This window comes from Ruminococcus sp. SR1/5, assembly GCF_000209835.1.
GTDB classification, from domain to species: domain Bacteria; phylum Bacillota; class Clostridia; order Lachnospirales; family Lachnospiraceae; genus Blautia_A; species Blautia_A fusiformis.
Genome location: NC_021014.1, coordinates 1,044,585 through 1,057,966 on the forward strand (window position 1 = coordinate 1,044,585; position 13,382 = coordinate 1,057,966).

15 protein-coding genes are annotated in these 13,382 nt (G+C 45.1%); 2 read left to right on the top strand and 13 right to left on the bottom strand.

Annotation, left to right across the window (positions count from 1 at the left end; all coding sequences use genetic code 11):
- Positions 1-131: 131 nt before the first annotated feature.
- The gene (locus CK1_RS05345) at positions 132-929 is read left to right on the top strand and encodes a sirohydrochlorin cobaltochelatase (protein ID WP_015525269.1); all 798 of its coding nucleotides are present in this window, start codon (positions 132-134) and stop codon (positions 927-929) included.
- A 120-nt stretch (positions 930-1,049) separates the two neighbouring features.
- On the opposite strand, the gene CK1_RS05350 is transcribed toward CK1_RS05345, so the two are convergent.
- The 11 genes from CK1_RS05350 to CK1_RS05400 all read right to left on the bottom strand — a co-directional run bounded on the left by CK1_RS05350 (position 1,050) and on the right by CK1_RS05400 (position 9,730).
- Positions 1,050-2,261 carry an NADP-dependent isocitrate dehydrogenase gene (locus CK1_RS05350; protein ID WP_015525271.1) on the bottom strand — a complete coding sequence of 404 codons (1,212 nt, stop codon included), beginning with the start codon at positions 2,259-2,261 and terminating at the stop codon, positions 1,050-1,052.
- Positions 2,262-2,424: 163 nt separating this feature from the next.
- Complete coding sequence (locus tag CK1_RS05355; protein ID WP_015525272.1) at positions 2,425-3,249, bottom strand: S8 family peptidase; 825 nt, start codon at positions 3,247-3,249, stop codon at positions 2,425-2,427.
- A 146-nt stretch (positions 3,250-3,395) separates the two neighbouring features.
- Entirely contained in the window at positions 3,396-4,307 is a 912-nt protein-coding gene (locus CK1_RS05360) for a transglutaminase-like domain-containing protein (protein ID WP_306288781.1), read from the bottom strand.
- A gap of 77 nt (positions 4,308-4,384) precedes the next feature.
- Entirely contained in the window at positions 4,385-5,353 is a 969-nt protein-coding gene (locus CK1_RS05365; RefSeq protein ID WP_306288782.1) for an SH3 domain-containing protein, read from the bottom strand.
- A gap of 35 nt (positions 5,354-5,388) precedes the next feature.
- Positions 5,389-6,321, bottom strand: coding sequence for an alginate O-acetyltransferase AlgX-related protein (locus CK1_RS05370; RefSeq protein ID WP_015525273.1), 933 nt, complete (start codon positions 6,319-6,321; stop codon positions 5,389-5,391).
- Entirely contained in the window at positions 6,300-6,785 is a 486-nt protein-coding gene (locus CK1_RS05375; RefSeq protein ID WP_015525274.1) for an alginate O-acetyltransferase AlgX-related protein, read from the bottom strand. The genes CK1_RS05370 and CK1_RS05375 overlap by 22 nt, the downstream gene beginning before the upstream one ends.
- A gap of 15 nt (positions 6,786-6,800) precedes the next feature.
- On the bottom strand, positions 6,801-8,093 hold the full coding sequence (locus tag CK1_RS05380) for an MBOAT family O-acyltransferase (protein WP_330583975.1): 1,293 nt from the start codon (positions 8,091-8,093) through the stop codon (positions 6,801-6,803).
- Between the two features lie 143 nt (positions 8,094-8,236).
- Positions 8,237-8,647 carry a hypothetical protein gene (locus CK1_RS05385; RefSeq protein WP_015525276.1) on the bottom strand — a complete coding sequence of 137 codons (411 nt, stop codon included), beginning with the start codon at positions 8,645-8,647 and terminating at the stop codon, positions 8,237-8,239.
- A gap of 49 nt (positions 8,648-8,696) precedes the next feature.
- On the bottom strand, positions 8,697-8,885 hold the full coding sequence (locus CK1_RS05390) for a hypothetical protein (protein WP_015525277.1): 189 nt from the start codon (positions 8,883-8,885) through the stop codon (positions 8,697-8,699).
- A 16-nt stretch (positions 8,886-8,901) separates the two neighbouring features.
- Positions 8,902-9,261 carry a transglutaminase-like domain-containing protein gene (locus CK1_RS05395; protein ID WP_015525278.1) on the bottom strand — a complete coding sequence of 120 codons (360 nt, stop codon included), beginning with the start codon at positions 9,259-9,261 and terminating at the stop codon, positions 8,902-8,904.
- A gap of 244 nt (positions 9,262-9,505) precedes the next feature.
- Entirely contained in the window at positions 9,506-9,730 is a 225-nt protein-coding gene (locus CK1_RS05400) for a hypothetical protein (protein ID WP_015525280.1), read from the bottom strand.
- 140 nt (positions 9,731-9,870) lie between these two features.
- On the opposite strand from CK1_RS05400, the gene CK1_RS05405 reads away from it, so the two are divergent.
- Entirely contained in the window at positions 9,871-10,032 is a 162-nt protein-coding gene (locus CK1_RS05405; RefSeq protein ID WP_015525281.1) for a hypothetical protein, read from the top strand.
- A 36-nt stretch (positions 10,033-10,068) separates the two neighbouring features.
- Here CK1_RS05405 and spoIVA read toward each other — a convergent pair whose 3' ends face one another.
- Positions 10,069-11,538: a stage IV sporulation protein A gene (spoIVA, locus tag CK1_RS05410; RefSeq protein WP_015525282.1), complete on the bottom strand. Its 1,470-nt coding sequence runs from the start codon at positions 11,536-11,538 to the stop codon at positions 10,069-10,071.
- Positions 11,539-11,683: 145 nt separating this feature from the next.
- Entirely contained in the window at positions 11,684-13,381 is a 1,698-nt protein-coding gene (locus CK1_RS05415) for a [FeFe] hydrogenase, group A (protein WP_015525283.1), read from the bottom strand.
- Between the last annotated feature and the right edge of the window lies 1 nt (position 13,382).

Consider the following 13,382-nt stretch of genomic DNA (forward strand, 5'->3'; position numbering starts at 1 on the left):
GATTGACAATGTCAGCCCTCCCTTTTATAATATCTTATGGTAGAAATTGCGGATCATCTTTATATTCCAGCGGAGAAATATAAAGAGTTTATCATAATCACCATAATTATCAGGATGGAGGAAATCCCCGTATGAACTCAACTTCAAAAAAAGCGATCCTAGTAGTAAGTTTCGGCACAAGCTATGAAAACACCCGTAAGCTTACCATCGAGGCCATCGAACACGATATTGCCGATGCATTCCCGGCCTGTCCCACCTACCGTGCATGGACAAGCAAAATGATCATTGCCAAACTGAAAAAGCGGGACGGTCTTACGATCCACACGGTAAAGGAGGCTCTGGAACAGATGCTTCTGGATGGTATCACCGATGTGATCGTACAGCCGACTCATGTGATCAACGGTATCGAAAATGATCAGATGAAAGCCGATGCGCTTTCTTTTCGTGACCGTTTTTCCAGTATTGTTTTCGGAAATCCTCTTCTCACAACAGAAGAAGATAACCAGGCGATCGTCCGGGTAGTTGCAGATGAATTCCGGGACATGGATCCGGACACTGCACTTGTACTGATGGGACATGGAACAGAACACTACGCAAACACGGTTTATGCTGCTTTGGATTACCGTTTTAAAGATACCGGACATAAAAATATTTTTCTTGGAACTGTAGAAGCCTATCCGGCCCTGGACTCCCTTCTCCGGGCTGCCGACAGCTTTCATCCGAAAAAGATCGTGCTAGCGCCTTTCATGATCGTAGCCGGCGACCATGCACAGAACGATCTGGCCGGTGCAGATCCGGACTCCTGGATGAACCGTCTTTCTTCCGAAGGATATGAAGTCACCCCTGTACTGAAGGGACTTGGAGAATATCCCCAGGTCCGGCAGATCCTTGTGGAACATGTACAGCAGGCCATGAACGTTTCGGTCTGACAGAGATCAGATGATCCATATATATCCCTCATAAAAAACTGCACCGTGATCCATCCCTGGATCTTCCGGTGCAATTTTTTATTTTTATGAAATTACTTGAAATTCTGAAATTCCTATTATTTATGCCATCAGTTCATCCAGTTTTGTCTTTACAGCAAGGATAAACTCTTTGCTGTTCAATACCTGTACCTCTTTCAGGGAAGTGATCAGTGCAAGATCCTTGGTCATCTTTCCGCTTTCAATGGTATCCAGTGTTGCTTTTTCCAGTTTTCCTGCAAAATCAGCAAGTGCTTCATTTCCGTCCAGCTCGCCTCTCTTGCGGAGAGCTCCTGTCCATGCAAAGATCGTTGCAACAGAGTTTGTGGATGTTTCTTTTCCCTCAAGATGACGATAATAGTGTCTCTGAACTGTTCCGTGGGCAGCCTCATACTCAAAATATCCCTTCGGGGATACCAGTACAGAGGTCATCATGGCAAGAGAGCCAAATGCGGAAGATACCATGTCGCTCATAACATCTCCGTCATAGTTCTTGCATGCCCAGATAAAACCGCCTTCTGCCTTCATAACACGGGCTACGATATCATCGATCAGACTGTAAAAATAGGTCAGGCCGGCTTCCTCAAATTTATCCTTAAACTCTGCATCAAAGATCTGCTGGAAAATCTCTTTAAATCTTCCATCGTATGTTTTGGAAATGGTATCCTTGCTTCCGAACCATACATCCTGCTTTGTGTCCAGTGCATAATTAAAGCAGCTTCTCGCAAAGCTCTTTACGGAATCATCAAGATTATGCATGCCACGGAGAACACCTGCTCCATCAAAATGCTGGATCAGCTCCTTACGCTCTTCTCCGTCTTCGCCCTCAAATACAAGATATGCATCTCCCGGCTTGTCAATATAAAATTCTGTATTCTTATAGATATCTCCATATGCATGACGTGCAAGTGTGATCGGTTTCACCCAATTCTTTACACATGGCTCGATTCCCTTTACAACGATCGGCGCACGGAATACAGTTCCATCAAGAATAGCACGGATCGTTCCGTTTGGACTCTTGTACATTTTTTTCAGGTCATACTCTTCCATTCTGGCTGCGTTTGGCGTGATCGTGGCACATTTTACGGCTACTCCGTATTTCTTGGTTGCTTCTGCTGCATCAATGGTAACCTGATCATCTGTCTCATTTCTGTGCTCAAGACCAAGATCATAATATTCTGTATTCAGTTCCAGATACGGTGTGAGAAGTTCATCCTTGATGATCTGCCACAGGATACGTGTCATCTCGTCTCCATCCATCTCAACTAAAGGTGTCTGCATTTTGATTTTTTCCATATTATTTTCTCCTTTTGAGGTTTATTCTCCTGTTCGGATTCCAGGTACTCTTTCCTTTAGAATCTTTCTTCAGCACTTTTACTGTACATTGTACTCATATTTTCCGGTTCCGTCAACGCTTTTGTGCTTTACCACACTATGTTTATAAGAATTGTATAATAATTCAGCCTGCCAACAGTTTTTCACAGTTAAATTTCCCCCATCCCTGCTGATTTCTGGGAAGTCCCATATCTTCTGCATTTTCTCTTAACAACATCTTTACCTCTACATTAGAAAGCCGGGGATCTTTTTCCAGAAGGCAGGCGATCCCTCCTGACACCAGAGGCGTCGACATGGAGGTTCCGCTTTTGAGCCCATATGAGTACGGCAGTCCCGGTGCACAGGCAATGACCTGGCTTCCCGGCGCTACCAGATCCGGTTTGCACACACAGTCAAAAGTAGGGCCTCTTCCGGAAACTGCCTTTCTGCCATTCAGCATATCACTGGAGCCTACGGTAATGATCTTCCGGCTGCTTCCCGGTGCTGTTACCGTGCCGGCCCCCGGTCCCTGATTTCCTGCTGCAGCTACCACCACAAATCCCAGATCCCAAAGTTTTTCCACTCCTTCAAGAAGATCTGTCTGTTCCTTATGATCCCGGGATGTTGTTCCCACTGAAATATTAACGATACGGATATGATAAATGCTTCCAAACTCCATGATCCACCGAAATGCCCGCATCACATCCTCCCTGCTTCCGTTCCCGAAACGATCCAGAACCTTCAGAGCAGCGATACTGCAGCCAGGTGCAGCCCCTTTATATTTTCCACCTGATGCAGTTCCGTCCCCTGCAAGGATCCCGCTGACATGAGTCCCATGTCCGTTATCATCATATGGGCTGCGTCTGACTCCTGTAAAATCACGAAACACGGAAATACGGCTGCCAAAATCTATATGAGGAAAAATACCGGTGTCCAGAACCGCCACGCCTATCCCTTTTCCTGTATACATCCTTTTATACCTTTCCAAAGCTCTCCCGTCGGACAGCTGACCTTTCTTTAGCTTATTCTGCGGACATCTTTCCCGCTACTCGTTTTATATAAAAAGACCCCGGGATCTTACATCTGAATCCCCGGGATCTTTGCTGTATATTTTATTTAGTTTCCTCTTCCTGTACGGAAATTAACTGTTTTCTGGATCTGATTGTCCATTCCGTAGCTGTAGCTTCCATAAACACCGGTATGCCAGCCCTTAGCCTGTCCTTCCGGGTCATAATGAAGTCCGTTTATGATCACCCAGCTATGTCTTGTAAAGCCATCTCCGGCTCCATCTCTGGTTCCCGGAACACGACCACATACCACATATGGATCATATCCGATCTCTCTTGCCAGTGCGGCAAATGCACAGGCATAGCCATAACAATTTCCCTTTCCTGTAGCAAGCGTTCTCCACGCAGTCATTCTCCACCAGTCATTCTGATTTAAATCCGGATAATAGGCAGATGAATAATAGGTATTATTTATCACATAACTCCAGCACGCCTGCAGCTTCTGGCTTTTGGACATTCCACTTCTTGTAATATTTTGGACCACACCTATACAATGCAGCTTCAGGCTGCGCATATCATTTTTTACAGCCTGTCCCTTCCCGTTGAACCGGATTCCCTCCAGCGTACGGTTTTTGTAAAAACGTCCCCAGGAATCCGCATAGTAAAGATTTTTGTCCGGAAGACACAGCCAACCCTTTGAAGGATTTCCATACTTATTTACGTAATAGGAATATTTTCCTACATTTACGATACGTGACGTCTTTCCGTTCAAAAGGCGTCCTGCAGTATCAAACACATAGATCCTGGAACCGATCTTGTTATGGTAAGTTAACGCATAATATTTAGGCCCGAAATAATACCGTTTTCCCTTTACGGTCTTCCATTGGTTTCTGATCTTTCGGCCCTTGGTGTAGTAGTAATATTTTCCTTTTTCTCTGTAGAGACCGGTTTTCTTCTTTACAGTTGCCGTAGTAGTTGCTGCCTGCGTCTCACAGGTTACGGAAACCGTGCAGATCTGCACCGCAAAAAAGCATGACCATCGCCATAAAAAACAATTTTAATCTTTTCATACATATCTTTCCTTATCGTTCATTCTGATCAATACTCTTCGTATCTCACACTTCCGTCAGAATAGGTGATCTCATAGTAGCCATGGCCACTTCCGTCACAGTCATCATAGGCCTGACGGCTAACCTCGGTAGGTTCTGATGCTGCTGCCTCTGCTGCTGCCTGTGCCTCTGCCGCTGCCTGTGCGTCTGCCGCTGCCTGTGCCTCTGCCGCTGCCTGTGCGTCCGCTGCTGCCTGCGCGTCTGCCGCTGCCTGTGCGTCCGCCGCTGCCTGCGCTTCTGCTGCCGCCTGTGCGTCTGATGCCGCTTTTGCCTCTGCCGCTTTTTTCTCTTCAGCTGCTTTCTGCTCTGCTACCAGCTTGTCGATCTCATCTTTATTGGAAGTGAAGTATGTATGTGCCGCATATCCCTTAACACCATCTCCTTCAACCTTCAGCCATCCAGGGCATACACCGGTTACCTTGAACTCGGTTCCAAGAGATGTTACTTTCAGGGATTTTGATTTTGTATCCGCTTTTTCACGGATATTTACATTGGATTTTGCATAGGTAGTGGCAGCTTCTTCCAGCTCAGTCTCCTTCGCATCTTCCAGCGCTTCCTGAGATTTTCCTTTTTCATCCGTGTAGGAAATATAAAGGATCTCATACTCATTATAAAAAACAGGTTCTTTCCAGTCATCCGGTGTCACATTCCGGAAGGTATGCTCTGTACCATCTTTCATGGTGATCACTAGATCCTGACCTGCCGCATCCTTGGAGTCTTTCTTTTTGCTGTCATCCTCTTTTGCATCCTGAAGCTCTGCGGATTTCACCTCAAGTCCGCTCTGATTTTTTACTGTAAGCTCTCCGATCTGAAAATCCTCTGCGGTCTCTTTTTCTTCTGCGGAATCTTTATCGCCAGTTTTCTCTGCGGTTTCCTCCTTTGTCGTTGTCTCGCCTGCAAAAGCAGCTGTCGGTGCCCCCAGACACATCGCTGCGATCAATGCTGCCCCTAAAAGCACCTGTACTGTTTTTTTCTCATTTCTTATATCCTCCTTTATAGTGTCAGTCCGCCTATTATACGGGCTGAATCTTTGTTGCCTGTAAGAATTTCGATCTGATTTCCGTCTGCTGCAAGAAGTGAACGGTCCAGATATAAGCAAAAACCGCTGCTGTCCGTTTTTCCATCTTCTGTGGAAACATCCATCGGAAATGCTTCATAAATCTTATCATGGTTCAATCTTATATAAATCCTGCTGTCTATATCCAGATATTTTTCTTCAATACAACCTGTGATCTTTTCCAGATTTCCCTGGATCTCGCACTGAACTGCTCCGGCACCGGCAGGAACCGTATCTTCTTCCGTAACATTCACCTGACACTCCGGTCCTTCCATGATCGGCGGTGACTGTGCCATTTCCGGGAGAAAACGCTCTGCCCGTTCCACGATCACAGTATCTGCATTCTTCTCATCCACTTCACTCATCTGGTAAGGTACTCCTCTGGAAAAATACGCACTGGAATAAGCATCTGCCATAAACGGAAGCAGTGCATTACCAAAAGAATCACGGAACATGACCAGACTTCCTTCCTTCACAGGATTTACCGTTGTGATCTTCGGATCAAAATTACTTACCACTTCTCCCACATAGGCAAATGTTGTCTGTCTGTCATAATAAACTTCCTCTTCCGGTGTCGTTGCAAGAGGATACAGCATCTCATCCAGATCTCCTGTGAAATCTGTTTTTATAGTATAGGGTTCCTCCTTATAGGAAACATGCTCCTTTTTCAGAGAAGACAGCAATGTTTCCGCCGCAACTGCAGCACCCTTGTTGTTCCAGTGTGAATCTCTTTTGTGATAAAGAACTTCTTTCTCTTCTGAAAGAGTCTCATACAGATCTCCGTAAGAAACCTGCTCCTGCCTGAGATATTTCTGAAGATTAACAAGGTTTTTGTCCGATGATACCTTCAGGCTGTCATAGTACGGCATGTTCTCTCCATAGAGTGAGTTTTATTAGGTGCCACAGTAAAAAGAAACTGCACGCCTTTTTCATTCAATGTCTCCTGCATCATGGCCAGTGTATGTGCAATATTAAAAAGGCTTCTCTCGGAAAGAAGCTCCTCTCCAAGATAATCCTCCAGCGAATCCTTATAATAAAGCCAGTTATCGGTTCCCTGGATCACACCATCTGCAGTAGATACTCCGAAAATCTTCCCGTTCAGAAGGGCATTTGCCGTTACCAGCTCATTTCGAAACGCAAAATGTTCCTGAAAATATTCGCCTGCTTCCGGCAGCCAACGGGTATTGATCTCGTTTTCTTTTTTCAGTTCAGGAAACTCAGCCAGTCTTCGGTTTTCAGACGATGCTTCCTGCTTTGTCACCGCCATCCCCAGAGATGGCACAAGACAAGCTGCAAAAAATGCAGTAATATAAAGCACCTGCAATTTTTTCATGTTTTCTGCCTCCTCTTAAAATCGAAAATAGATGAACGGATTATAGGTTCCGCCGGCAAGGCTCAATACACAAAGCGCAAAACCAGCCAGACTTAATACATAGGTAAAGCCTTCATACCATTTATACTTTTTCAGCATGCTGTTTACCGGAACTGCTGCGACCAGTGCCGCTGCCAGCGTTACAAGATATACCGGTGTCAGCTGCTGCAGTGTAAGGCTCATTGCGGAAGCCTTCCATCCAAAATCCGTAAACATTTCTCTGATCCAGAAGCATCCCTGCTTCATAGTGTCCGCACGGAAAAACACAAAGCCAACACAAACTACCAGAAGTGCATAGACATGCTGAAAAAAGCTCTTGAGTTTTCCGCCCTTTTTCCCGATAAATGGGATATACTCTTCCAGCATCAGGAAAAAGCCATGATAAATTCCCCAGAACAGAAAATTAAAGGAGGCACCATGCCAGATACCTGTACACACAAAAACGATCATTTTATTGACCACTGTACGGAATTTCCCTCTGCGGTTTCCCCCTAACGGAATATACAGATATTCCTTAAACCATCCTGAAAGAGACATATGCCATCTTCTCCAGAATTCACGGATACTGGCAGAAATATAAGGATAATCAAAATTCTCATGGAAATGAAATCCAAACATCATTCCGAGTCCCAGCGCCATATCACTGTAGCCGCTGAAATCAAAATAGATCTGCAGCATATAGGAAACTGCGCCCAGCCAAGCACCCGGACCAGTGATTCCGGTTGCTGCCGCACCAAAGAGATTATCCGCCACAAGTCCCATTGTGTTGGCGATAAGAATCTTTTTACTCAAACCTGCAATGAAACGCCGGATTCCTTTTCCGATTTCCTCCGGTGTCTGCTTACGATTATTGATCTCCGCCTCCACATCATGATACTTGACGATAGGTCCCGCGATCAGCTGTGGGAAAAATGAGATATACAGAAGCACCTTTCCGAAATTCTTCTGAACCGAAGCATCTCCCCGATAAACATCGATCACGTAGGAAAGTGCCTGAAAAGTAAAAAACGATATTCCGATCGGCATCCGGACATGCGGAACCGGAATTCCGGCACCGGTAACAGAATTAAATGTCTCCACCAGAAATCCGGAATATTTAAAGATCACAAGAAGACCGAGATTTATCACCACAGCCAATGTCATTGTGAGCTTACGGATCTTCGGACATTCCCCTGTCAGGCGCGCTAAAATATAGTTGCCCGCCGATGAAGCAACCAGTAATATTACATAAATCGGTTCTCCGTATGCATAAAAGACCAGACTTGCCACTACAAGCAAAAAATTTTTGGCCCGCATCCCAGGTAAAAGGAGATGCAGACAAAAAGCAGCCGGAAGAAATACACACAGAAATACCATTGAACTGAAAACCATAATTATATTTATTTATCGGTCTGGCGAATCTTATTTGCTGATCACGTCCAGTACGATTTCCTTCCCTTTTTGTCTTTGTATGTATTGACCCAGAATCTTGTGTATTCCAACAGATATTCCTGTCCGTCACCATAACAGCCATCTGTCTTTCTGGTACGAAGAGGTCTGCCAAGGGCTTTCCGCAGTGCTGCAGAACTCTTTTCTCTTACAAATGCTTTCCTTAATCTTGAAGATGTTCTGGCATCGTATACACCGGTTTTTGTATTAAAAGCATAAAATCCGGCTCTGGACTGTCCATATGCGGAATAATAAACGCCTTTTACCATCTGTGCATACCGGTTAAATCCATAGTATTTCCCGCCGATCTTTTTTACAAGGAGATAGTTCTCCCCGAAGAATGTTCCACCTTTATAAGCCTTTCCGGTGTTGGAAAAATAGTATCTGTATGTCATTTTTTGCCGGTAGTCTTATTAGCGACAGTCACGGTTTTCCATGTATTCTTTACTTTTTTCCCTTCACATAATAGTAGTATTGTCCGCCCTCTTTTTTGAGACCGTTTTTTACCTTGGCTGCCTTGGCTGTAGATGCTGCCTGTACAGTCTGAACCGCAATAAGTGGTTCAGCTGCCGGCATCTGGAGCATCATCAGACAAAGTACTGCTACCAGGATCTTCTTTGTCCACTTTTTCATGATCTGCTCCTATTCTTTAGAGAACGATATCTTCTCTTCCTTCAGTTTTATAGTATTTTTTCATGGATGAAGATTTCTGCATATAATATTTAACATCTTTTCTGGATTTGTTTCCTGCTGCATTTGCATCAAATGTATACCAGGTATTTCCGATCTTGATCTCTGTCCATCCATGTGGCTGCCATTTATTTTTATTAAATACATTACTTTTTCCCCAGCATACACGGACCGGAAGTCCTGTTGCACGTTTAGCCTGTACTGCAAAGGCTGATGCAACACCGTAGCAGTTTCCTTTTTTCATTCCCATGGTCAGATATGCAAACATCTGGCTTTTACCTTTTGTAAACTGCAAAGGTTTTCCGTCAAAGCCCTTCATTCTCATATATCCGTATTTTTTGGAACAGTTAAACAATTTCTGAAGAGCCGTTTTTTCTGCGCAGTTGTAGTCAGACTTGCAGAAATCTTCTGGCTGCGAAGCACTGAATCTGTCATCTTGATCAGTTCTGCATTTGCTTTTTTGGATTTCCCAGTGTATTTTCCGTTGGAAGCAAACTGCATGGTTTTGTAGGTATTTCCGGATTTTACTGTATACCATCCGGTCTTTCTTGCACCATTCGAGCCTAAATAATATATCGCACCATTGATCTTTTTAATTTGTTAGTAACTTTTTTACCTTTGATGTAGTAATAATACTGACCGCCCTCTTTTTTCCAGCCATTTTTAACAGCTGCTTTTGCGGTTGTTGTGGTTGCTGTTGTTGCCGCCTGCGCACACACTGTGCCAAATGTCAGGCAAAACAGCATTGTGATCATAAGAACAAGCTGTGCGAATCTTCTTTTTTTCATGGTTTCTTTTCCTCCTGTTTTAAAAATCTTCATACCCAGTGATAATTATAGCATTGCTCTGATTTTCTTGCAATATAATGTATAAAATACATTATCTCCTCCAATACTTAACATATCTGAAAAATAAAGGAGGTTTTTCTATGCTTCTCTTTTTTCTTGTATTCTTCGGACTCCAGATCTTTGTTCTTTTCTGCTGTGCCGCTGCAGGAAATGACGCCGCTTCCCAGGAACTATCTGACCAGGAACAGCTTCAGTTTATCGCAGAATGGAAAAAACAACATCAAAAAAAGGACGTCTGCTGAAGAACGTCCTTTTTGCTTTGCAATTCTATTCTCCATTCATATGATGATACACACCAGTCCGCCTTTGCTGTCATTTACGATCTTCTTCATAGTATCCTGAAGCTTCACCTGACTTTCTTCGCTGATCATGGCCAGCTTGTTCCGGATTCCGTCTTCCACCAGCTGCTGGATGGATTTTCCGAAAATATTGGTCTCCCAGATACTTTCCCCTCGCTCCGGGCTTTCTCTGATATACTTTATCAGGTCCTCCGCCTGCTGTTCTGTACCAACGATCGGAGCGATCTCCGTTTCGATTCCCGCCCGGATCATATGAATGGACGGACTTTTTGACCGGATCTTTACTCCGAATTTATTTCCCTGACGGATCACCTCAGGTTCCTCAATAGTGATCTCGGAAAGCTCAGGCACCACAACCCCATACCCTGTTCCTTTTACCGCTTCCAGGGCAGCCTGGACTTTTACAAATTGTTCCTTCATACAGGCAAGCTCTTTTATGGTCTGGATCAGTTCATATTCGCTTTCCATGGATATCCCGCTCATTTCACTGAGCATCTGATAATAATAAATGTCTTTTACTGCGATCCGGATACGGACTTTTCCATCGGAAAGACTGACCTGCTCAAGCAATGTATCTTCCACATATGGACTTTCCAGATATACTGATTCTCTGCTTACATCACGCACATGAGTAAGTCTGGTCATCTTTTCCCGAATCTCATTTAACAGAGCCGCCTTTACCTCATGTTCCGGAGAAAGCATCTCCACCCATCTGGGAACAAAAAGCTCTATCTCACTGACCGGGAATTCATAAAGGATCTTCTCCAGGATTCTGGTCACATCCTCTTTTCGAAGCTGTTCACAGTTGACTGCCAGAACGGATACTCCAAATTTCTCTTCCAGATGTTTTACAGTTTTTCCGGTTTCCTCACTGTAGGGAGTCTGGGAGTTTACCAGGATCAGAAAGGGTTTTCCCTGGACTTTCAGTTCTTTTATGGTCTGTTCCTCTGCCGGAATAAAATTTTCTCTGGGAATCTCCCCGAAACTTCCGTCTGTTGTGACTACAATCCCAATGGTGGAATGCTGGCTGATCACTTTTTCCGTTCCAATGCGGGCTGCATCATGGAACGGGATTGCTTTTTCCTGCCAGGGAGTTTTGACCATCCGCTCCCTGCCTTCTTCCACATTTCCGGATGCATCTTTTACCAGAAAGCCTACACAGTCAATGAGTTTTACCCGGATTTTCTGGTTTTCCCCTATGGATACTTCCACTGCTTCTTTTGGAATAAATTTGGGTTCTACGGTGGTGATCATTTTTCCGGCACCGCTTAATGGCAGTTCATCCTGAAGTTCTGCTCTTTTTCCCTCGCTGATCGATGGCAGTGCTATCAGCTCCATAAATCTCCGGATGAATGTGGATTTTCCTGTACGGACCGGTCCCACAACCCCTATGTAGATATCCCCGCCCGTCCGCGCCTGGATATCACGGTAAACCTGAAAGTTTTCCATATAAAAAAGCCTCCCTGCATATACTGGCCTGTAAGTTCCGGGAAACGTCTTAAAAAAGACAGTTCCCGCATACCACAGTATATGCCCGGAAGGCTTCTTATATGCTGCTGTTCACCGGGAACAGCAGCCCTTTGTATTCCTCATATCAGTCTTTGATATAGAACTCATTGTGAAGCAGATGATGCTCTTTGCCTTTGAGGAGTCCCTCATAAAGCTCCAGAACCAGTGGGTTCTCATCGGATTTCTTGATGATCATGGTATTGTCTGCATTGTACAAACCTCTTGCTCTGGCTGCCTTGGTTCTGTCACCGGATCTGGTCGGCTGACCTCCACCCATGATACATCCACGGCGGCATGCCATAACCTCGATCAGATGATAGTTTGCCTCGCCGTTCTTTACACGTTCCATAACGGTTCTTGCATTTGCAAGGCCACTGGCTACGCATACATTGATATCCATTCCCTTGTACGGTACGGTAAATTCCTTGATTCCCTCTTCACCACGAACACCGCACTCTGCAATCTCATGCATGGCTTCCTTGCTGTGATCCGGGCTCAGTCTTCGAAGAACTGCCTCGGTAACACCACCGGTAACACCGAAGATAACGCCACCGCCGGAACCAAATCCAAACGGCATATCGCATGCTTCCGGATCCAGTGTTGCAAAATCAAGACCAAAGTTATCGATCATGCGGAGAAGCTCTGTGGTTGTGATAACGATATCGGTATCCTGCTCGCCATCGGTAAAGCTGTTGGGGCGGATTGCCTCTGCCTTCTTGGCTGTACATGGCATAATGGAAACCATAACGGTCTTCTTGCCTGCTGCATGCTCCGGATCACGGAAGTATTCCTTGATAACCGCAGACATCATTCCCTGTGGGGAACGGCAGGTAGAAATGTTCGGAACATATTCCTTATACTGATCTGTGATGAACTTCACCCATGCAGGACAGCAGGAGGTCAGAAGCGGAAGGTTCTCACCCTTCTCTACTCTGTTTAAGAACTCCTTGGTCTCTTCCATAATAGTAAGATCGGCACTGAATGTGGTATCGTATACTTCATCAAAGCCCATTCTGTGGAGTGCGTTGACGATCTTGCCCATAACGCTCCTGCCCTTTGTGAGGCCGTAGTGATCACCAACTGCTACACGGACTGCCGGCGCGATCTGGGCAACCACACGGGTATCCTTGTCCGCAAGTGCATCCCAAACCTCATCCATATGTGTACGAATGGAGATGGCTCCTGTCGGACAGTAAACACGGCACTGACCACAGTTTACACACTGTGTCTCAGCAATCTTTTTATTGAATGCAGGCATAACCATGGCCTCTGTTCCACGGAATGCGAATCCAAGAGCTCCGATTCCCTGAAGTTCCTCGCAGGCACGTACACAGTTGCCGCAGAGGATACATTTGTTCGGATCACGGATGATGGACGGTGAACTGTCATCGATCTCGTGCTGTTCTCTTGTATTTTCAAAACGGATATCCCGCACGCCAAGGCGATGTGCCAGCTCCTGCAGGATACATTCGCCGCTCTTTACACAGGTTGTACAGTCACGGCAATGTGCTGCAAGAAGCAGCTCCACGATCAGTTTACGATATTTCTTAATACGACCGGAGTTGGTATAGATAACCATTCCGTCTCTCGGCTGCTCGGAACAGGAGGCAAATGTTTTGCCTCTGTCATCCTCAACTGTACAGAGACGACAGGCACCAAAGGTGGAAACCTCTGAATGATAGCACAGTGTGGGGATATTGATACCGGCATTCCTGATGACTGTCAGGACATTTTTTTCGTCAGTAAATTCTACTTTTCTTCCGTCAATTGTCATTGTACCCATA

Excerpts from the sequence above, each read along its gene's own strand:
- CK1_RS05345 (WP_015525269.1), top strand. The coding sequence starts at position 132 with ATGAACTCAACTTCAAAAAAAGCGATCCTAGTAGTAAGTTTCGGCACA.
- CK1_RS05350 (WP_015525271.1), bottom strand. The coding sequence starts at position 2,261 with ATGGAAAAAATCAAAATGCAGACACCTTTAGTTGAGATGGATGGAGAC.
- CK1_RS05355 (WP_015525272.1), bottom strand. The coding sequence starts at position 3,249 with ATGTATACAGGAAAAGGGATAGGCGTGGCGGTTCTGGACACCGGTATT.
- CK1_RS05370 (WP_015525273.1), bottom strand. The coding sequence starts at position 6,321 with ATGCCGTACTATGACAGCCTGAAGGTATCATCGGACAAAAACCTTGTT.
- CK1_RS05375 (WP_015525274.1), bottom strand. The coding sequence starts at position 6,785 with ATGAAAAAATTGCAGGTGCTTTATATTACTGCATTTTTTGCAGCTTGT.
- CK1_RS05385 (WP_015525276.1), bottom strand. The coding sequence starts at position 8,647 with ATGACATACAGATACTATTTTTCCAACACCGGAAAGGCTTATAAAGGT.
- CK1_RS05390 (WP_015525277.1), bottom strand. The coding sequence starts at position 8,885 with ATGAAAAAGTGGACAAAGAAGATCCTGGTAGCAGTACTTTGTCTGATG.
- CK1_RS05395 (WP_015525278.1), bottom strand. The coding sequence starts at position 9,261 with ATGAAGGGCTTTGACGGAAAACCTTTGCAGTTTACAAAAGGTAAAAGC.
- CK1_RS05400 (WP_015525280.1), bottom strand. The coding sequence starts at position 9,730 with ATGAAAAAAAGAAGATTCGCACAGCTTGTTCTTATGATCACAATGCTG.
- CK1_RS05405 (WP_015525281.1), top strand. The coding sequence starts at position 9,871 with ATGCTTCTCTTTTTTCTTGTATTCTTCGGACTCCAGATCTTTGTTCTT.
- spoIVA (WP_015525282.1), bottom strand. The coding sequence starts at position 11,538 with ATGGAAAACTTTCAGGTTTACCGTGATATCCAGGCGCGGACGGGCGGG.
- CK1_RS05415 (WP_015525283.1), bottom strand. The coding sequence starts at position 13,381 with ATGGGTACAATGACAATTGACGGAAGAAAAGTAGAATTTACTGACGAA.